Below are 18,546 nucleotides of genomic sequence, written 5' to 3'. Positions count from 1 at the left end.
GCCGCCGTCACGCCGGAGCGCGGGGGCGGCAAGCGCACGTCAACTGCCGCGATAGGTGGACCAGGTCCACGGCGTCACGACCAGCGGGACGTGATAGTTTTCGTCGGGGTTGGCGATGCCGAACCGCAGCACCACCTGGTCGACGAAGCGGGGTTCCGGCAACGTCACGCCTTTGCGGGCAAAGTAGTCGCCGGCGTGGAAGACCAGCTCGTACGTGCCTCGGATCAGCGCAGGGCCGCTGAGCAGCGGCGCGTCGCAGCGGCCGTCCGCATTGGTGGCCGTTTCGACGAGCAGAGTGCGGACATCGCCGTGCAGCCGGTACAGTTCCAGGGCAACGCCCTGGGCGGGTACACCATGCACGGTGTCCAGAACATGGGTGGAAAGTTTTCCCATGGGATATGTCTCCGGTCAGTATCCTGCCAAAAGGCCCCCGGTATGGCCGGCCCGGCCTTGGCGGCCGGTTCGCGAGCCCATCGGACGGCGGTCCAATGCGACTCGGGGCAGGACGGTTTAAATTGTTGTCGACAATTTGTGTTGACGATTTTCGTCTGGTCCACAATAATTGTCAACAATTTCGGTGGACAGGACTCGACCCTCCATGCTGGAGCTCAAACCCGCGGACAAGGCCGCGCGCGACCTCGAGGCGCCGCGCGCCTCTTCGCTGCGCGATCCCCGGCCCGCTGCCGAACGTCCGGAAGTGGACCGCGTCTACGGCGAAATTTTCGATGCCGCCATGGACAGGCGCTTGCTGCCCGGCGCCAAGTTGACCGAAGCGACACTGTGCGCCGTCTTCGACTGCTCGCGCGGTACGGTGCGGGCGGCGCTCGCCCGGCTGGCTCACGACAAGATCGTGGTCATCGAGCCGAACCGGGGGGCTCGTGTCTGGCAGGCCACGCCCAAGGAAGTGCGCGACGTGTTTGCCGTGCGCCGCGCGCTGGAGGACATCACGCTGGACTTGCTGGCGGTATCGAAGGACATCGCCCGGCTTCTCGTTCCCCTGCGCGACATGGTGGACCGCGAACAGCAGGCCTTCGAGCGTGGCGACCGCATCAGCTGGATCCGGCTGTCGAATGCTTTTCACGTCGAATTGGCGCGGCTGCTGGACAACCAGGTGCTGACCGAACTCCTGACCGGGCTGTGCGCGCGCACCACGCTCATCATTGCGCTGGGCGACCGTACCGCGGGCAGCACCTGCTCCTATGTCGAGCACCGGGAGATTCTGGACCATCTAGCGCGGGGCGACGCGACAAGCGCGCGCGCCGCCATGGATCATCATTTACAGGACTGCGAACTGCGGATGGAGGAGCCGGGCACCGGCACCCCCGATCCCTGGTCCGCCTTCAGCGTGAAACGCTGAGCACATTTTCGGGAGCCGCTCCATGTCAGACAGAAACTATCCCCGCGACCTCATCGGTTATGGGCGCACGCCACCACCGGCCAACTGGCCGGGCAAGGCGCGCCTCGCCGTCCAGTTCGTGATGAATTACGAGGAAGGCGGCGAGAACTGCGTACTCAATGGCGACGCGGGCTCGGAACAGTTCCTATCCGAAATCATCGGCGCGGAATCGTATCCGGACCGGCACCTGTCGATGGAGTCGATCTACGAGTACGGCTCGCGGGCGGGCGTCTGGCGCATCCTGCGCGAGTTCGAGCGGCGCAAGCTGCCGCTGACCGTCTTTGGCGTGGGCATGGCGCTGGAACGCAACCCGGACGTGGCGCGGGCCATCGTCGAGGCCGGGCACGAAATCGCCTGCCACGGCTACCGCTGGATCCACTATCAGAAGGTCTCCGAAGCCGTCGAGCGCGAGCACTTCCAGCGCTGCCTGGATATCGTCACCCGCATCCTGGGACGCCACCCCGACGGCTGGTACACCGGCCGTGACAGTCCCAATACGCTGCGCATCGTCGCCGAGGAAGGCAAATTCCTGTACGACGCGGACTACTACGGCGACGATCTGCCGTTCTGGACCGAAGTCGATCTGGGCAATGGCAAAACGCATCCGCAGCTCATGGTGCCCTATACGCTGGATACCAACGACATGCGCTTTGCCTCGCCCCAGGGGTTCAACACTGCGGACCACTTCTTCCACTATCTGCGTGATGCCTTTGACGTGCTCTATGCGGAAGGTGACGCCTCGCCCAAGATGATGTCGGTGGGCATCCACTGCCGGCTCTCCGGCCGCCCGGGGCGGCTGGCGGGCCTGCAGCGGTTCCTGGACCATGTGCAGAAGCACGACCGGGTGTGGATTGCGACGCGTGCCGACATCGCCCGCCATTGGGCCAAGGAGCATCCTTTCAAGGCGGCTTGAGCCGGCCGCTTCACATTTGTCAGAGCGCCGTTGACGCGGCGCTCCTCTGTTTCCCAGGCCGGCATCACGCCGGTCCCCGCCGCCGACCCCGGGGCCGGCGGCGTTAAATATCCATTCAGGAGCTTCTGTCATGGCAACGCCCAACCTGCCCGTCGGTACCATCGTGGACGCCCCCGCTGTCGATCTGCCGCCCTTTGCCACCCGCCATCCCAATCTCGCCAGTGCAAGTCTGGGCGCGACCGTCCAGTCCTGCACGGACCAGTTTTTCGCCGAGGCGAAACGCATGTTGCAGGATTCCGAACCGGTCTTCATCGTCGGCAAGTTCGACGACCACGGCAAGTGGATGGATGGCTGGGAAACGCGCCGCCGCCGCAACGGCGGGCATGATTTCGCCATCGTGAAGCTTGGGCTGCCGGGCACGATCAAGGGCCTGGACATCAACACCAGCCACTTCACCGGCAATTTCCCTCCAGCAGCCTCCGTGCATGTGGCCCACTGTGAGGGTGAGCCCGCGGAAGACACGCAGTGGGTGGAACTGGTGCCAGCGCGCTCCCTGCAGGGCCATTCCCATCATTTCGTCGCAATCGACGACACCCGCGTCTGGACGCACGTGCGTCTGAGCATTTTCCCGGACGGCGGCGTGGCCCGCCTGCGGGTCTACGGCCAGCCCCAGTGCAACTGGGACCAGCGCGACCCGAACCAGTCCTACGAAGTCTCGGCACTGGCCAATGGCGGCCGAATCGTCGCCTACAGCGATGCCCACTATGGCACGCCTACGGTGATCCTCCACGCCGGTCGCGGCGTCAACATGGGCGACGGCTGGGAAACCCGCCGCCGCCGCGAACCCGGCAACGACTGGATCATCATCGAGCTGGGCCATGCGGTCACGGTCGACAAGATCGAGATCGATACGGCGCACTTCAAGGGCAACTACCCGGACCGCGTCTCGGTGCAGGGCGCCCGCGTGGCCGAGTCCACGGATCAGTCGCTGGTGACGCAGTCCATGTTCTGGCCCACGGTGCTGGGCGAGCAGAAGACCGAGATGGACAAGCAGCACTTCTTCGAGGGCGATGCCATCCAGTTCAAGGAAGCGGTATCCCACGTGCGTGTGAATATGTTCCCAGACGGCGGCATCAGCCGCGTGCGCATCTGGGGGCGGCTGGCGAAATAGGGCGCGGCTTCGCCCGCGACAGGCATCGGCGAGCGCCTCGTTGAGGTCACCCCACGGGTGCCGGGTAGCGGGCACCGCCACACGCGGGCCGGCCGTTTTTCGGAGTAGCATGACCCCCGTCACCGGATTCCCTGTCCGGCCAGGAGTCAAACGCCGTGCTGTTCACGCCTTACCGGTTGGGCCCGCTGACCCTGCCTAACCGCATCATCATGCCGCCCATGACCCGGTCGCGTTCCGGGCCGGGCAACGTCCCCACCGAACTCATGGCCCGCTACTACGCGCAACGCGCCTCGGCCGGCCTCATCATCACCGAAGGCACCCAGATCAGCCAGCAGGGCCAAGGCTACGCCTGGACGCCCGGCATTCATAGCCCGGAACAGGTCGCGGGATGGCGCCGCGTGACCGATGCCGTCCATGCCGCCGGCGGCCGCATCTTCCTGCAACTCTGGCATGTGGGACGCATCTCGCACGTCTCGCTGCAGCCGGGCGGCAAACCCCCTGTTTCATCGTCTGAGCGCGTCGCCAATGGCGTGAAGGTCTTCATCGACCCCGAGCATAAAGGCGCGAAGGGCGGTGTAGGCGGCATGGTGCAGCATTCCCGGCCGCATGCGCTTACCGAGCACGAAATCGCCCTGGTAGTCGCCGATTTCGCGCAGGGCGCACGCAACGCGCTGCAGGCCGGTTTCGACGGCGTGGAGATCCATGCGGCCAATGGCTATCTGGTCAACCAGTTCATCGATTCCGGCGTCAACGACCGGACCGATTCCTACGGTGGCACCTTGCAGAAGCGCCTGCGCTTCCTGCGCGAGGTCGTGGAAGCCGTGATCCACGTCGTTGGCCGCGAACGCGTGGGCGTACGCCTGTCGCCGCTCACGACGCTCGCCGGCTCGGTCGACGAAACGCCTCAGGCGACGTATCTGGCGGCAGCGAAACTGCTGGATACCCTGGGCGTGGTGTATGTGCACATTGCCGAGGCCGATTGGGAGGACGCGCCTTTCATGCCGCCCGCGTTCAAGGAGGCGTTGCGAATGATCTATTCGGGCACGCTCATCTACGCGGGAAAGTACACGCAACAGCGGGCGGAAGACGCCATGGAACGGGGCTGGGCCGACCTGATCGGCTTTGGCCGGCCTTTTGTCGCCAATCCGGACCTTCCGGAGCGCATGCGCCACGGCTGGCGGCTCAATATGCCCGATGCCCAGCATTTCTTTGGCGGCGGCGCGGTCGGGTTTACGGACTATCCGTGTTGGGAAGAGGCCGTCGCGTAGCGATATCAGGCTGGCTGCGCTTCCAGCTTGATGACGGGACGGCTGCCCGTTGCCTCGGCGTAGCGCGTGAGCGTGCGCATGGATGGCATTACGCGGCCGCTTTCCAGGCGTGCGATGGTGGATTGTGTCGTGTGCATGAGTGCCGCTACCTCGCCCTGTGTCAAACCAGCTCGTACACGGGCACTGATCAACTCTCGCGCGATTGCGAATTCGGGGCCGAGCGCGTCGTACTCCGTACGGGTGTCTGGGTCGGCCAGAAGCCGGGTCTTGAGTTGGTGCAGATCTTTCATCATTCGGTTTCTCGCAGGCGACCCAAGGCCGTGTCGATCGCTTTATGCGGCGTCTTCCGGGTCTTTTTCACGAATACATGGAGTACAGTCAGCTCTCGTCCACTACGGGCTGCGTACAGCGCACGAGCGATACCATCGCCACCTGTCATGCGCATCTCCCACAGCCTCCCTTCCACAAACCGCACATGCGGTAAGCCAACCGCTAGTGGACCAAATTCTTCCAGCAATTCGCTGATCCTAAGAAACTTCGCCCGCATGTCCGCCGGAAGGCTCATCAGCTCGTCCTCGGCGGCGGCGATCAACGTCACGCGCCATATCATCATAATATCTCTTTTATGCTATGTACGATAGCAGACGGTCCGCTGATCCGCCGCCGTGGCTCCGACTGCTTGCAGGAGTTTGGGCGTTATGGAAGTCCAAGGTCGACACGGCGCCATTGTGGACGAGCCCTCAGCGGGCGACCAGCCTGGAAAGTGCTGAGCGTTGAAAGTGTCTCTCGGAATCCGGCCACGGCTAGCGGAGCGGCGGAATTGCGGAGCCGCTGCGGCGTGCCGCCAGAGGAACGCCGCCTCGCGCCAGCAGATCAACGACACGCGGCTGCTCAAGGAGCAACTGATGACTGCGTTGGCGGAATGGATTGCGCAGCATCACCTGAAGCAGGCGGAGGCTGCGGAGGTCCTGATGGTGTCGCGCCCACGCGTATCCGATGTGGTCAACAAGAAGACCGCAAAGTTCACGATCGATACTTTGGTAGAGATGCTGAGCCGGATTGGGAAGCCAGTCCACCTGGCGATCGGGTGATGGGCGTTGTCACTCGAAATGTCTGCCGAGTGCCTGTTGACCCAGACTCGTTGACTACGAACCTGTCCTAATCCAGCCGGGCGATAATCGCCGACATGACGTCTAGCGCGTGCTTGAGGTCCTTTACGTGCGCCGAATCAAGGATGCGCAACGTATTTTTCAGGTCGGTCGTCGAGATGCCCCGTGTTCGCGGAAGATACACGACCTCGCACAGGTTCCGTAGGTCGTCGAATTTCCCCTCCCAATCGGCGCCCATGCCGAACACGGACGCGTCATAGTGCTGAATGTCATGACGTTTTTGTTCCCACGAGGATTCGGGGATTACCAAATCCACGCACTTCATGGCTCCCACCAGGCGGCTTCGCTCGGCAAATGGGATCACCGTGTGTTTCCCCTTGCCTTCGTTGAATTCGTCGGTGGATACACCCACAATGAGGCGATCTCCAAGGGCTGAGAGCCTTTCGAGAAGATTCAGATGCCCTATGTGAAACAGATCAAAGGTGCCGTAGGTAATGACGACGCGCGACATGTTTATGATCCCTGTGGTCAGGACAGAATCTTATGATTCAGCCGGGAAACCACTTTCTGCATCAAATGGTCGGACGGATCGCGTGCGAGTATGTGTTGGGCGAGCACCCGGGCCCTGACGATCTTGCCTTCCGTCCAGTTTGAGAATATGCGCGAGTAGCCGTAGCACTTCGCGAGCAGTGAAAACGAGCGGATATTGTGGGCGGCCACCATGGTGTCGAAGTTCTTGTCGGGGGTCTTCCAGTCGCCGTAGATTGTCTCCAGCCATTCTTCTGGTTCAGTCATGAACCAGATTTGATGGGTACCGTCCGGCGTCGGCCGCTTTTCGAGGTGAATGTGGCTGAATTCGAAGATCATGTTCCATTCTTTGGGAAGACCCGGCATCCAGGCGCCAGCCGTCAGGGCCTTGCCAGTGTCCGCGTCGACCACGAAGCCGCTGATGTCCATACTGATCCCCGCGGCGCCGTTGACCATCGCACGAGGGTTCATGAGACCGAATGAATGGTGGACCTCTCTCCATCCGTGCCGTTGCAGGATGGCGATCGCACGTGGCATTTCCGAAAATGGAATGCCGGTATCTACGTCCTTGTCGTGCTTGAGCAGCCCGCCATTGCGAATGAGCCCCAGCAGGGTTCCGAATGCCGGGAACATATGCACGCCGTTTTTCGCCATCAACGCCAGAGTCCTCCACAGCAATCCCTCCGCGTCATCGGTGTGGAACGCCGCCTTTTTTGGGGGCTCGGGTGTATCGGCTTTCGATTTGAGCTGAAGCTCGAGACTGGTACGGTACTGCTCCACTGCTTCCGGAAGATTGCCGATACGCTGCTGCAATGCGGCCATCGCACAATGCGAGGCGGGGTCCTTGGGAGCGGTCTGCAGCGCTCTTTGGATATACGGGTTTGCTCTTGTGATCCCACCGTGCTTCAAGTGAATGTTGCCCAGTGCAATCAGACTGGGCAAATGTGCTTCATTGCGCGCAAGGACGGATTCCAATCTGTCGATTCCGGACTTCGTTGCGCCCTTGTCGGCCAGATATTTGCCGATCAGAAAGGGGATCTGCAGGTCGTCAGGCCAGGTTTTTTCTGCTTCCGCCAGAAGGGTCAGCGCTTCTTCAATCCGGCCGTTCTCGTGCGATTCGGCGGCCTTGGAGATTGCCTGAAGCTTCGGGGAACTACGATTGTTCGATATTAGTTGCGAAGCGAGGGGAGTTCCTGCGTTCTTGCTCATGATCTGTACTGGCCTCTATATTCACGTTCCGCCATGGGTGCGGCTACTTTTTCCATATGTCCGGACTGTAAGCTTCGGTGAGCGTGAATTCGCCTTCATCGTTATCAACCGGCCAGAGATAGCCTTCGGCCACGAGATATTGCTTTGCCAAGTCGGCGTCGCACTGTGCCAGTACATGGAACGCCAGATCCGGCAGTCCATAGACGGTATGCAGCAGGAAGGAGAGCTTCTGCAATTGATTGACTGACATCGTCGCCAGTCGTTCATCCGTCGGCATGAAGAGGGCCCTTCCAGCCTGCATCTCACTGGACCGGGTCTTTTCCAGATCGAGATCCGTAGGGAAGCGGCTTGTCATCCGGAACCCATGGAAGCAACAGAAACGGAAGCCGTTGTAGGTCATTGTCCCGCACACGGACCCGAATTCGGACTGACCCGCGCGGACGGGTTGAAAGGGAACGTCCACTTCGACCAGAAGTGTGTCGGCCAGCGCTCTGGACGCATTTTCCAGAATGGCCACGTTGTCATTGAGCGCGTCGAGAATGAGCCAGTCGCAGGTCGAGTCGCTCGTGATGTCGTCGAGCCGTTGGCTCCCGATCGGGATCCGCGCCAGCACCGGGCCCACGCCGAGATTCCCGGGCCCCCGCGTGGAAGCGAGACTGGCCGGCAGAGGTTCGAGCGTACCGCTCAGTGCGTTGTCCAGGCAGGCGAAGAAGGTAACGGTTTCCCCGTTTCCAAGGGTGGACCCTGCAACGATCTGAACCTGGGTCAGGTCTTGAAGGTCTGTGCGCTGGGCAAGACGGCCGCCCGGATCGAGCGCGACCACCGCAAAGCTGCCCAGATCCATATAGGTTCGGAAGCCAGCACTGGAAACGAATGAAGCGCCGTTGTCCAGCGCCATGATCCGCCCCTGAAAGGACCACTGAAAGCGCTCCTTGGAGGCGTCGCTTCCTGGAGTGACCAGCTCAGCCATCTTGATCTTTCCTGATTTTCCGGGATTTCATTATGCCGGTCTTGGGTGCCACACGACGGGAGAAGGTGACGCTGCTTATCGGGCCAGTTTCCGCATTTGCGAGGCGTGCTATTGCCTGCTTTGCGGCAAAAGAAAGCGGCCCCGACAGGAGCCGGGGCCGCTCGAAAAGCGCGTCACAGCGTGGCGCGGCTCAACGCTGCTGTTGAGCCGCCCCGCCTGGAACGATTACCGCAGCAGGCTCAGCACCGTTTGCGGAACCTGGTTGGCTTGTGCCAGCACTGCGGTACCGGCCTGTTGCAGGATCTGAGCACGCGTCATGTTCGAGACTTCCGTCGCGTAGTCCGCATCCTGGATGCGGGAACGAGCGGCCGTCAGGTTGGTGACGGTGTTGCCCAGATTGGCGATCGTCGATTCGAACCGGTTCTGCACAGCACCCAGCCCACTACGCATCTGGTCCACTTGGGACAGTGCGGCGTCGATGGCTTTCAGCGGATCAACCACTACCGCCGTCGGGGTAGCCGAACCAGAAGCGCCGGCGTCCGGCGTCAGAGTGATAACTCCGGTCGTGGAATTGGCGGCCGCTGCATAGTACGACGTCGTTGCCGTGCTGCCCGATCCGGACACGTGCTGGATGAAGTACTGGCCTGAAGCCGCACCCGCACCGTTGTATTTGACCAAGGTGTTTGTACCGCCCAGCGCCGAATTCACGGCGGACATATCCCAGTTCTGCACCAGTGCGGTCGTACCGGAAGCCACAGTCACCTTGCCCGATGATGTAGGCGCATTCGCTGCGTAGTAAGCGGAGGTGCCGCCATTGACGTTCTTGACGTAGTAGTCGCCCGCGCTGTTCTTCACCAGCGTGTTCGTACCCGAGTAGGTCACGGCGCTGAAATTGAGCATGACTGCCGCCGTACCGATACTGGACAGAACGCTCGTCGCCGTGATGGACACCCCAGCAGAACCGCCGGTCGGAGCGGTGCTGGAGCCCGTCGTCATGTCGAGCGTCAGACTGCCCGTGCCGTAATTCAGGGAGGCCTGATAATAGGTTCCGCTGGTCGTCTGTACGTAGTAGTTTGTCGGTACGCCGGCAGAGTTGTTGACCATGTACACGGTACTGACCGTGGGCGGGGTGGTGACAATCTTGGCGAGAGTCGCCTGCCCAATGGCCACGACGCCGCTTCCGCTCGTGTAGAACTGTGTGGCGGAAGTATTGATGCTGGTGCTCGTAATAGTAGCCGCCGCCGCGCTCACTGTGATCTTGTCGCTGGTGGCGTCGTATGTCGCGGCATAGTAGACGACGGAACCTCCAGATGTTGTGTGCTGCGCATACAGCTGGTTGTCGTTACCGACAACGAACGCACTATAAGCGCCGGTCGAGCCGTTGGTCTTATAGTCGAATTGGGTCCAACGAGCGCTTGCGGCCGCAATCCAGGTGCTGCTTACAGCCGAGAACGTCTGGGCTGCAAACGGATTCGCCACGGAAGTGAAGTTGCTCTTTCCCTGGTCGTCCACGCTGACCATCTGGCTCTGCATGTTGAGCTTGCCCAGCCCCAGGGTCTTGGAGGTGATCTCTTTCAGGTTGATATTGATGGTTTCGCTGTCGTTGGAACCCACTTGAATCGAGAGGTTTCCCGTCTTGGCCAGCACCTTCACGCCGTTGAACTGCGTCTGCGCCGACACGCGGTCGATTTCGCCCAGGCGCTGGGTGATTTCGTCCTGGATGGACTTCAGGTCGGACGGCGAGTTAGTGCTGTTGGCGGCCTGTACCGACAGTTCGCGGATGCGTTGCAGGTTGTTGTTGATTTCGTTCAACGAACCTTCCGTCGTTTGCGCGATGGAGATCCCGTCGTTGGCGTTGCGCGAGGCCTGGGTCAGGCCCGTGATGTTTGCGCTGAAGCGGTTGGCGATTGCCTGGCCCGCAGCGTCGTCCTTGGCGCTGTTGATGCGCAGGCCGGAGGACAGGCGCTCGATGGCGGTACCCAGGGCCGACTGGGATTTGTTCAAATTGCCCTGGGCGACCAGGGACAAATAGTTTGTGTTGATGACAGCCATGAAAGACTCCTAAGTGTTTATGGCGAGGATCTCGCGCTTTTTGCCCAGGACGACAAACCGAGTGACCTCCTGTTCAGCCTCGTTAACGGAGGAGGGGGCGCGAACTTTAGGGTGGGGATGCTTCCCCCGCAAAGCCCCTGGCAGTAGCATGGACACCGGAGGTGCATCATGCGCAGGATTTGGGATATTGGCCTATCGCCCTCGGACATTACGCCGGAGTCCGTGTGGCGGGCCCGTCGGCGATTCATGCAGGGCGCCGCGCTCGCGCCGCTGGCACTGGGCGCTCCGGCGCTGACGCGGGCTGCGGCTGATCCGGGGCCTGTGGGGCCGGTGCTTCCGGCGACCAAAGATACCCGCTGGCCCACGGTCGAGGCGGTGAACACCTGGAAGGACATCACCACCTACAACAATTTCTACGAATTCGGAACGGGCAAAGGCGATCCGTCGGAGTACGCCGGGCGCATGCAGCTCAAGCCCTGGACGGTGCAGATCGACGGCGCGGTGCGCAAGCCGATGACACTGGATCTCGATGATTTGCGCAAACTCGCGCCGCTGCAGGAGCGCGTGTATCGCCTGCGCTGCGTGGAGGCCTGGTCCATGGTGATTCCATGGACCGGTTATTCGCTGTCGCACCTGCTCTCGCACGTGGAGCCGACGGGCGATGCCAAGTACGTGGTGTTCACCACCGCCTTGCAGCCCAAGAACATGCCGGGCGTGAGTGAAGGCATCCTGGACTGGCCCTATACAGAGGGCCTGCGCATGGACGAGGCCATGCATCCGCTGACCTTGCTGACGTTCGGTGTCTACGGACGCGAGCTGCCGGCGCAGAACGGTGCCCCGGTGCGTGTCATCATCCCGTGGAAATACGGGTTCAAGTCGGGCAAGGCGCTGGTGCGCATCCATTTGCAGGACACGCAGCCGGAAACGAGCTGGATGCGCGCGGCGCCCCAGGAGTATGGTTTCTATGCCAACGTGAATCCGGCGGTGCCGCACCCCCGATGGAGTCAGGCGACGGAGCGTCGCATTGGTTCGGGATTCTTCGCGGCCCGACTTCCGACGCAGCCGTTCAACGGGTACGCCGATGCCGTCTCGGAGCTGTACAAGGGAATGGACCTGCGGCGCAATTTCTGAAGGTCTGAAGATTCTGAAGGATCCACGTGGTCGATCGGGACATGAACGGGGCGATACCGGCTCCTCGCCGCAGCCCGGCGCCGGGCGGACGACCGCGTGCCGCGCGGCCGGGTTCGGGCGGACGCGGCGGTGCGGACTGGCGGCTCGGGCTGTGCATTCATCTGATCGGCCTGTTCCCGCTGCTGCGCTGGATTGTGCTGGGTTTTTCGGACGAGTTGACGGTCAATCCGCCGCTGTTCCTGACGTGGTCGTCGGGTGACTGGGCACTCATTCTGCTGCTGATCGTGCTGATGGTGACGCCCATCCGGCGACTGACGGGCTGGAATGGCCTGTTGCGGCACCGTCGCAAGCTCGGCCTCTACGCATTTTTCTACACAGTGCTGCACGTGATCGCCTGGGCGATCTGGGACCGGGGTGGAGATCCTGCCGCCATGTGGACCGACCTGTGGCAGCGGGCCTTCATCGGCATCGGGGCGCTGGCGGTGCTGTGCCTGATACCGCTGGCGCTGACCTCCACCCATGGCTGGATGCGCAGGCTGGGCCGTTGGTGGACGCGCCTGCACTGGCTGATCTACCCGGCGGCGATCCTGTCGGTCTGGCATTTTTTCTGGATGCGCGCGGGCAAGAACGACTATCTGGAGCCCCGTGTTTCAGCCTGGATTCTTGCGGCATTGCTGGCGGTGCGGCTGCTGTGGTGGCTGCAAAAGTCCCTTCAGCGGCGCGCGGCGGCCAAGCCCCGCTGAAGCTGCACCCGGCGGGGCGGGTGCGGCGTGGCACGGTTGGACCTCGCTGAGGCGGGTTCGCCCCGGCAGCGTGTCGGGCGACTCGGCGCGAAATCCAGCGCGCACCGTTGAGGTATGCTTGACGGCATGACTCATGACGCAACAACGCTGGAAGCGCGGCTGGTGACGCTGGAATCGAAGCTCGCGCTGGCCGAGGATCTGCTCGACGACCTGAACCGGACGATCTTCAGGCAGCAGGAGCATCTGGATGCACTGACGCGCGAGCTGGCTGACGTTCGCCGGCAGCAGCTCATGGGGTCCGATCCCGCCTCGGCGCCTTTGGCCAACGAACGTCCCCCACACTATTGAATGACCGATGAACGGATCCGGAGGCTGGGCGCTGGCCGCAAAACGGGCGCGGCGGGCCGGCTTTCGCCATGGTTCGAAGGAGCAACATGACCCATCCTGCCCAATACGTACCGCCTAAAGTCTGGACCTGGGACAAGCCCAATGGCGGCCGGTTTGCCAGCGTCAACCGGCCGATCGCCGGGCCTACTCACGACAAGGTGCTGCCGGTGGGCAAGCATCCGCTGCAACTATATTCGCAGGCCACGCCCAACGGCCAGAAAGTCACCATTCTGCTCGAGGAGCTGCTGGCGGCGGGCCATGCCGGGGCGGAGTATGACGCCTGGCTGATTCGCATCGGCGAGGGCGATCAATTCGGCAGCGGCTTTGTGGGGGTGAATCCGAATTCCAAGATCCCCGCCATGGTGGACCGCGGCGGACCGCAACCCGTTCGTATCTTTGAATCGGGTTCCATCCTCCTCTACCTGGCGGAGAAGTTCGGGGCTTTCCTGCCCAAAGACCTGCCGGGACGCACGGAGTGCCTGTCCTGGCTGTTCTGGCAGGTCGGCAGCGCGCCGTATCTGGGCGGGGGTTTCGGACACTTCTATAACTACGCGCCGTTCAAGATCGAATATGCGATCGACCGCTTCGCGATGGAAGTCAAACGCGAACTGGACGTGCTGAACCGGCGCCTGGCCGATCATCCGTTCATCGCCGGTGACGAATACACCATTGCGGATATCGCGATCTGGCCGTGGTATGGGGGCGTGGTGCTCAATCGCGTCTATGGCGCGGCCGAATTCCTGTCGGTCCAGGATTATCCCCATGTACAGCGCTGGGCGAACATCATCGGCGACCGTCCCGCCGTGCGGCGCGGGCGAATGGTGAACCGCACCTCGGGCGAACCGGCCGAACAGCTTCGCGAGCGCCATGCCGCTTCCGACTTCGAAACCCGCACACAAGACAAGATAGGCTGAAGGCGGTCCCGACCGGCTGCTTGTAGCCCGCAGGTGTGGGTGGCTTGGCTCGGACGCGGGATCTGTGTCCCGCCCTCAGGCGCCTGCGGGCGCCTGTCGCCGAATCCGGTCCACGGCGACCGACATCATCAGGATCGCAAAGCCCGCCAGCGCCAGGGCGCTGCCGACCAGCCCGGGCGACGTCCAGCCGTAGCCGCCGGCGATCGCCATACCGCCCAACAGTGGGCCCAGCGCGTTGGCGAAATTGAACGCCGAATGGTTCAGCGCCGCGGCCAGTCCCTGGGCGTGCTGGGCCACGTCCATGAGCCGTGTTTGCAGGATGGTTCCCAGCGCGCCGGCAAAAGCGATGAAGAATACGTTGATCGATAGCGCCCAGACGTTCCCCGCGGTCAGCGGAAACAGGGCTGTCGTGGCGGCGCTCCAGAGGAGCAGGCCCCCCGCCGTGGGCATGAGCGCCCTGTCCGCGAGCCACGGCACCAGGATGTTCCCCAGCGTAAGCCCGATGCCGAAGACGGCCAGCACCAGGGGGAGGGTATCGGGGGAGACGTGCGTAACCTGCAGCAGGACGTCGGCCAGATAGGTGTAGACCGCGAACAGGCCGCCGAAGCCCACGGCGCCGGTGGCCAGCGTCAGCCAGACCTGCAGGTGCTTCAGGGCGCCCAGTTCGCGCCAGGGGCTGGCACCCGGGGCCGGCGGCGTGCGCGGCGCGAGCCACGCCACCAGCCCCATGGTGGTGAGCCCCGAGAGGCTCACCAGGCCAAAGCCCCAGCGCCACGAGAGCGCATGCCCCAGCCAGTTGGCGAAGGGGACACCGATGATGGTCGCCACCGTCAGGCCCAGGAACATGCGCCCGACCGCCTGGTTGCGCCGCGAGTGCGGCACCAGCGAGACGGCCACCAGTGAGGCGATGCCGAAGTACGCACCGTGGGGCAAGCCGCTCAGGAACCGCAGCACCAGCAACGCATGATAGCTGGGAGCGAACGCGCACAGTCCGTTGAAGAGCGCAAAGAGACCCATCAGCGCGATGAGCAGCGTGCGCCGCGCCACGCGTGCGGCCAGGACGGTCAGCAGCGGCGCTCCGACGACCACCCCCAGTGCATAGGCGCTGATGACGTGGCCGGCCGTGGGCGCGTCTATGCCCAGGTCCTGCGCGAAGTACGGCAACAGGCTCATGGTGGCGAATTCCGTCGTCCCGATGGCAAAGGCCCCGATCGCCAGTGCGAAGATCACCCACCCGGCGCGGGCGGCCGGACGCAGTGGAACTGACAAGGCGGGCGGAGGAGCGGGTGGGGACATGGACGGGCGGCAGTCGGCGGGTCGACAAGAGATGAAGGCTTCCAGTGTAACGTGGTGTGGTGCGGGTTAACCCGAATTGTGTGCAGTCGCTTGCGCCGATGCCGCTCGGGCCGTTACTGTGAGCGGATCATAAGACTTCGGGTGGAACAGGCATGCGGTTCACGACGATTGGCGCGGCCATTGTGGATATCGTGGTCTCACGCGTGCGCCCCATGCTGGGCGCCAAGCAGGACGTGGACCATATCGGGCTCTACGCCGGTGGCGGGGCCGTCAATGCGGCGCTGAATGTGGCGGGTCGCGGGGCGGAGGTGACCGTGCACGCATGCGTCGGGCGGGATCTGGAGGGCGGGCTGGTGCGCGATCTCTTGCAGCGCCATGGCGTGCGCGCCGTGATTCCGGACCATGCGCTGCCCACGGGCAAGGCGGTGGTCATGGTGGATGACAAGGGGGCGGCACGCGCTTATGCCCAGCGCGGGGCCAGCGCCTGGGTGGGCGAGAAGGGCTTCGCCGATCTGGAGCGGTCAGACGTCGTGTACGTGACCGGCCTGTCACTGAAGTCGCAGGACTGGCTGGTTCAGGCGCTAACGGCGCGATTGTCCGCGGGATTCAAGCTGGTGGTGACGCCGGGCGCGCGGCAGCTCTCTCATCCGCAGGCGCTGCATGACCTGTGGGATCGCGCCGACCTGATGTGCGTCAACGCCTTCGAGGCAGCCCGCCTGTGCGACGAGTCGCTCTCGGACGGGGACGCCGTTTCACCTCAGGCGGCCGGATCCCTCGCGCAACGGCTGACGCACCGGCCCGGCCAGTGCGTGCTTGTGACGCTGGGTGCGGCAGGCGCCGTTTTTTATGATGGCGCGCAGGCGCATTTCCAGGCAGCCCGTCCGGTGTCCGCCGTGTCCACCATCGGAGCGGGAGACGCTTTCGCCTCCGCCTTCACGCATGCATGGGCGAGCGGTGCGGCCCCTCAGGATGCGCTCGCCGCCGCGACAGACAGCGCCGCCCAGGTCGTCCAGGTGATTCCGGCCAATATGGCAGGACCATTGCGGCCATTTCAACAGAACTAAAAGTTATAATGAAATGGTTTCGTCTGGGTTTTGTATCTGAGAAAATGCAGCGTTCTCCGTTTTATTTCAGGCCTGAATCATGAAATCCTTGTTGAAGATTTTGAGCCTCCTGGCGCTGGCGGCCGGGGCATCGTCCGCTACCTGGGCCGCGCAGCCGCTGCTCACCCCCGCGGAACTCGATGCGGCACGCCAGACGCCGGAAGTTCGTGTGATCGACATCCGGCCCGCCGACGTTTATGCGGCGGGTCACGTTCCGGGTGCGGTCTCGGCCCCATACGGCAAATGGCGCGGGCCCGCCAACAATCCGGGCAAACTGCCGGCCGTGTCGGACCTGACCGCGCTGGTGCGCAGTCTCGGGGTGGATGCGGGCACGCACGCCGTGGTGGTCTCGTCGGGAGCGGACAGCACCGATTTCGGGGCTTCCGCGCGGGTGTACTGGACGCTGAAGTATCTGGGGCTCGGCCAGTTGTCCGTCCTCAATGGCGGCTACAAGGCCTGGACCGACGCCGGTCTGCCGCAGGACAAGGCGGTGCCGCAGGTCAAGCCCACCGCGTTCGACGCCCATCTGGACGATGACATCATCGCCACGACGCCGCAGGTCGCCGCCCAGGTCGGCAATCCGGAAACCCGTCTGGTCGATGCCCGTCCGCTGGATTTCTATCTGGGCAAGGTGAAGGCGCCGACGGCTCAGGTTCCGGGCACGATCAAGGGCGCGGTCAATGTCGAAAACGGCCGCTGGTTCGAGCCGGGGACCTCGATCTTCGTGCCGGTTGACCAGGCCCGCAAGATCGCGGCCCAGATCGTGCCGCACGAGGCCGTCAAGGAAACCATTTCCTTCTGCAATACCGGCCACTGGGCAGCCACGGACTGGTTTGCGCTGTCCGAGGTCCTGGGCCAGAAGAACGTGCGGCTCTATCCCGAATCGCTGGCCGAGTGGTCGCAGGACGCTTCCCGTCCCATGGACCATGTGCCCAGCCGCGGATCGCAGATCCTGAACAAACTCAAGGGCGCGCTGGGCTGACATGAAGCGGATTCCCCTGGCGGCGGTGATCGTCGCCTTTACTGTTTTCCTGGCCTGGTCGGTCGCTCTACGCCAGGCCTTGCTGTTTCTGGTGGGCCTGGGTCTTGGGCTGGTGCTGGCCGGCGCCCGGTTCGGTTTCACCACCGGTTGGCGCAAGCTTATCGAGCAACGCGATCCGTCGGGCGTGGTGGCTCAATTGGTTCTGCTCGCGCTGGCAGCGGCCGTGTCCATGCCGTTGCTTGCGGCGTATCCGACCGACCTGGGGGCGGCGCTTGGCCCGCCCAGCATCAGTTTGATCGTGGGGGCTTTCGTCTTTGGCGCCTGCATGCAGGTGGCGGATGGCTGCGGCTCGGGGACCCTCTACAAGGCCGGCATGGGCTTCACGATGAATATGGCGATCCTGCCGTTGTTTGCCATCGGCAGTTTCCTGGGGTCGGCGACGCTTGAGAACTGGCTGTCCCTTGGCGCCTTGCCGCCCTATGGGCTGGTGGCGCACTTCGGCGCGCCCGAGTCGGTCGCCATCACCCTGGCGGGCCTCGCCGTGGTGGGGTTCGTCGTGGTTGGATGGACGCGGCGCGGGGACGGCGAATCGGCGGCTGGCGCGGCCGCCGCCGGCGGGGCCCATTCGTCGGGGACCGGGCGCATCCTTCCCGCCCTGTGGGATCGGAAGCTGCTGGTCGGCGCGTTGCTGCTCGCCGCGCTGGCCGTTCTGAACCTCGTCATCGCCGGCCAGCCGTGGGGCATCGTGTACGGTTTCGGGCTGTGGGCCGCAAAGATCGCGGCGGCCGGCCACCTGTTCGATCCGGCGGCCAATGCGTTCTGGAGTGAACCCACCAATGCCGCGACACTGGCGCAGTCGGTGTTCCTGGATGTGACCTCCATCACCAATATCGGCATTTTGGCCGGGGCGCTCTGGATCGGCCTGGGTAAACCGGTGAAGGCCGCCAGAAAGCTCAACGCCACCCAATGGGCGGTGGGCCTGGGCGCGGGCCTGTTGCTGGGCTACAGCTCGCGCCTGGCCTTCGGCTGCAATATCGGGGCCATGGTCAGCGGCATTTCCACCGGCAGCCTGCATGGCTGGATCTGGGTGCCCATGGCGTTCCTGGGGTCGCTGATCGGCCTGCGGGTGCGACACCGGGTTTTCGCATAGGAGCCCATCATGAATTCCAGATTTTGGGCGGCGGTGTTCTGGCTGATTTTCGTGGGGTTTTTTACCTGGGACTGGGCGCATAGCGCCTCGGTCAACGTGCGCGCGGAACCGCCGCTCATCGCGGCCGGTTCGGGGGTTGCACCCAGCGGCGGGCACTGCGCCTCGACGTTCTGACGCGCGTTTCGCCGCCGCCGTTGCGGCGGGGGACCGCCTCCCGGCGTTGC

The 18,546-nt window shown here is 63.6% G+C and carries 21 protein-coding genes; 13 read left to right on the top strand and 8 right to left on the bottom strand.

Going from position 1 to position 18,546, the window contains the following annotated elements; translation table 11 throughout:
- Positions 1–39: 39 nt before the first annotated feature.
- Positions 40–393 (bottom strand): hydroxyisourate hydrolase, encoded by a 354-nt coding sequence (uraH, locus tag ACVCMJ_RS05700; protein ID WP_447080470.1) that lies wholly within the window; start codon positions 391–393, stop codon positions 40–42.
- 205 nt (positions 394–598) lie between these two features.
- Between uraH and ACVCMJ_RS05695 the strand changes: the two genes are divergently transcribed.
- From ACVCMJ_RS05695 to ACVCMJ_RS05680, 4 genes are all read left to right on the top strand, one after another.
- Positions 599–1,357 (top strand): GntR family transcriptional regulator, encoded by a 759-nt coding sequence (locus tag ACVCMJ_RS05695; protein ID WP_447080469.1) that lies wholly within the window; start codon positions 599–601, stop codon positions 1,355–1,357.
- 22 nt (positions 1,358–1,379) lie between these two features.
- Entirely contained in the window at positions 1,380–2,309 is a 930-nt protein-coding gene (gene puuE / locus ACVCMJ_RS05690; RefSeq protein ID WP_447080468.1) for an allantoinase PuuE, read from the top strand.
- 163 nt (positions 2,310–2,472) lie between these two features.
- On the top strand, positions 2,473–3,480 hold the full coding sequence (gene alc / locus ACVCMJ_RS05685) for an allantoicase (RefSeq protein ID WP_447082684.1): 1,008 nt from the start codon (positions 2,473–2,475) through the stop codon (positions 3,478–3,480).
- A gap of 209 nt (positions 3,481–3,689) precedes the next feature.
- On the top strand, positions 3,690–4,748 hold the full coding sequence (locus ACVCMJ_RS05680; RefSeq protein ID WP_447082757.1) for an alkene reductase: 1,059 nt from the start codon (positions 3,690–3,692) through the stop codon (positions 4,746–4,748).
- Between the two features lie 5 nt (positions 4,749–4,753).
- Here the strand turns inward: ACVCMJ_RS05680 and ACVCMJ_RS05675 are convergent, their stop codons facing one another.
- Together ACVCMJ_RS05675 and ACVCMJ_RS05670 are read right to left on the bottom strand one after the other, a co-directional pair.
- Entirely contained in the window at positions 4,754–5,041 is a 288-nt protein-coding gene (locus ACVCMJ_RS05675; RefSeq protein WP_447080466.1) for a helix-turn-helix domain-containing protein, read from the bottom strand.
- Positions 5,038–5,346, bottom strand: a complete 309-nt coding sequence (locus ACVCMJ_RS05670) for a type II toxin-antitoxin system RelE/ParE family toxin (RefSeq protein WP_447080465.1) — start codon at positions 5,344–5,346, stop codon at positions 5,038–5,040. The genes ACVCMJ_RS05675 and ACVCMJ_RS05670 overlap by 4 nt, the downstream gene beginning before the upstream one ends.
- 193 nt (positions 5,347–5,539) lie before the next feature.
- Here ACVCMJ_RS05670 and ACVCMJ_RS05665 point away from each other — a divergent pair, with 193 nt between their 5' ends.
- Entirely contained in the window at positions 5,540–5,839 is a 300-nt protein-coding gene (locus ACVCMJ_RS05665) for a helix-turn-helix domain-containing protein (RefSeq protein WP_447082683.1), read from the top strand.
- 67 nt (positions 5,840–5,906) lie between these two features.
- Here the strand turns inward: ACVCMJ_RS05665 and ACVCMJ_RS05660 are convergent, their stop codons facing one another.
- The 4 genes from ACVCMJ_RS05660 to ACVCMJ_RS05645 all read right to left on the bottom strand — a co-directional run bounded on the left by ACVCMJ_RS05660 (position 5,907) and on the right by ACVCMJ_RS05645 (position 10,616).
- Positions 5,907–6,368: an adenylyltransferase/cytidyltransferase family protein gene (locus ACVCMJ_RS05660; protein ID WP_447080464.1), complete on the bottom strand. Its 462-nt coding sequence runs from the start codon at positions 6,366–6,368 to the stop codon at positions 5,907–5,909.
- Positions 6,369–6,385: 17 nt separating this feature from the next.
- Entirely contained in the window at positions 6,386–7,594 is a 1,209-nt protein-coding gene (locus ACVCMJ_RS05655) for a tetratricopeptide repeat protein (RefSeq protein ID WP_447080463.1), read from the bottom strand.
- Between the two features lie 43 nt (positions 7,595–7,637).
- A complete protein-coding gene (locus ACVCMJ_RS05650; protein ID WP_447080462.1) occupies positions 7,638–8,564 on the bottom strand; it encodes a hypothetical protein in 927 nt (308 codons plus the stop codon).
- Positions 8,565–8,789: 225 nt separating this feature from the next.
- A complete protein-coding gene (locus ACVCMJ_RS05645; RefSeq protein ID WP_447080461.1) occupies positions 8,790–10,616 on the bottom strand; it encodes a flagellin N-terminal helical domain-containing protein in 1,827 nt (608 codons plus the stop codon).
- Positions 10,617–10,784: 168 nt separating this feature from the next.
- On the opposite strand from ACVCMJ_RS05645, the gene msrP reads away from it, so the two are divergent.
- The 4 genes from msrP to yghU all read left to right on the top strand — a co-directional run bounded on the left by msrP (position 10,785) and on the right by yghU (position 13,791).
- On the top strand, positions 10,785–11,747 hold the full coding sequence (msrP, locus tag ACVCMJ_RS05640) for a protein-methionine-sulfoxide reductase catalytic subunit MsrP (protein WP_447080460.1): 963 nt from the start codon (positions 10,785–10,787) through the stop codon (positions 11,745–11,747).
- A gap of 41 nt (positions 11,748–11,788) precedes the next feature.
- Entirely contained in the window at positions 11,789–12,490 is a 702-nt protein-coding gene (locus ACVCMJ_RS05635) for a sulfite oxidase heme-binding subunit YedZ (RefSeq protein ID WP_447080459.1), read from the top strand.
- A 126-nt stretch (positions 12,491–12,616) separates the two neighbouring features.
- A complete protein-coding gene (locus tag ACVCMJ_RS05630; protein ID WP_447080458.1) occupies positions 12,617–12,838 on the top strand; it encodes a SlyX family protein in 222 nt (73 codons plus the stop codon).
- Between the two features lie 86 nt (positions 12,839–12,924).
- The gene (gene yghU / locus ACVCMJ_RS05625; protein WP_447080457.1) at positions 12,925–13,791 is read left to right on the top strand and encodes a glutathione-dependent disulfide-bond oxidoreductase; all 867 of its coding nucleotides are present in this window, start codon (positions 12,925–12,927) and stop codon (positions 13,789–13,791) included.
- Positions 13,792–13,866: 75 nt separating this feature from the next.
- On the opposite strand, the gene ACVCMJ_RS05620 is transcribed toward yghU, so the two are convergent.
- Positions 13,867–15,087 carry an MFS transporter gene (locus ACVCMJ_RS05620; protein WP_447080456.1) on the bottom strand — a complete coding sequence of 407 codons (1,221 nt, stop codon included), beginning with the start codon at positions 15,085–15,087 and terminating at the stop codon, positions 13,867–13,869.
- 152 nt (positions 15,088–15,239) lie between these two features.
- Between ACVCMJ_RS05620 and ACVCMJ_RS05615 the strand changes: the two genes are divergently transcribed.
- The 4 genes from ACVCMJ_RS05615 (at position 15,240) to ACVCMJ_RS05600 (ending at position 18,496) form a co-directional block, all read left to right on the top strand.
- A complete protein-coding gene (locus ACVCMJ_RS05615) occupies positions 15,240–16,151 on the top strand; it encodes a carbohydrate kinase family protein (RefSeq protein ID WP_447080455.1) in 912 nt (303 codons plus the stop codon).
- 79 nt (positions 16,152–16,230) lie between these two features.
- Positions 16,231–17,172, top strand: coding sequence for a sulfurtransferase (locus ACVCMJ_RS05610; protein WP_447080454.1), 942 nt, complete (start codon positions 16,231–16,233; stop codon positions 17,170–17,172).
- Between the two features lies 1 nt (position 17,173).
- Positions 17,174–18,322, top strand: a complete 1,149-nt coding sequence (locus tag ACVCMJ_RS05605) for a YeeE/YedE thiosulfate transporter family protein (protein WP_447080453.1) — start codon at positions 17,174–17,176, stop codon at positions 18,320–18,322.
- Positions 18,323–18,331: 9 nt separating this feature from the next.
- Positions 18,332–18,496 carry a hypothetical protein gene (locus ACVCMJ_RS05600; protein ID WP_447080452.1) on the top strand — a complete coding sequence of 55 codons (165 nt, stop codon included), beginning with the start codon at positions 18,332–18,334 and terminating at the stop codon, positions 18,494–18,496.
- Positions 18,497–18,546 lie beyond the last annotated feature (50 nt).

It is taken from the genome of Castellaniella sp. UC4447_H14, from assembly GCF_052978285.1.
Note: the sequence above shows the minus strand (reverse complement) of the source record. Positions and strands in the feature narration are given on the sequence as shown.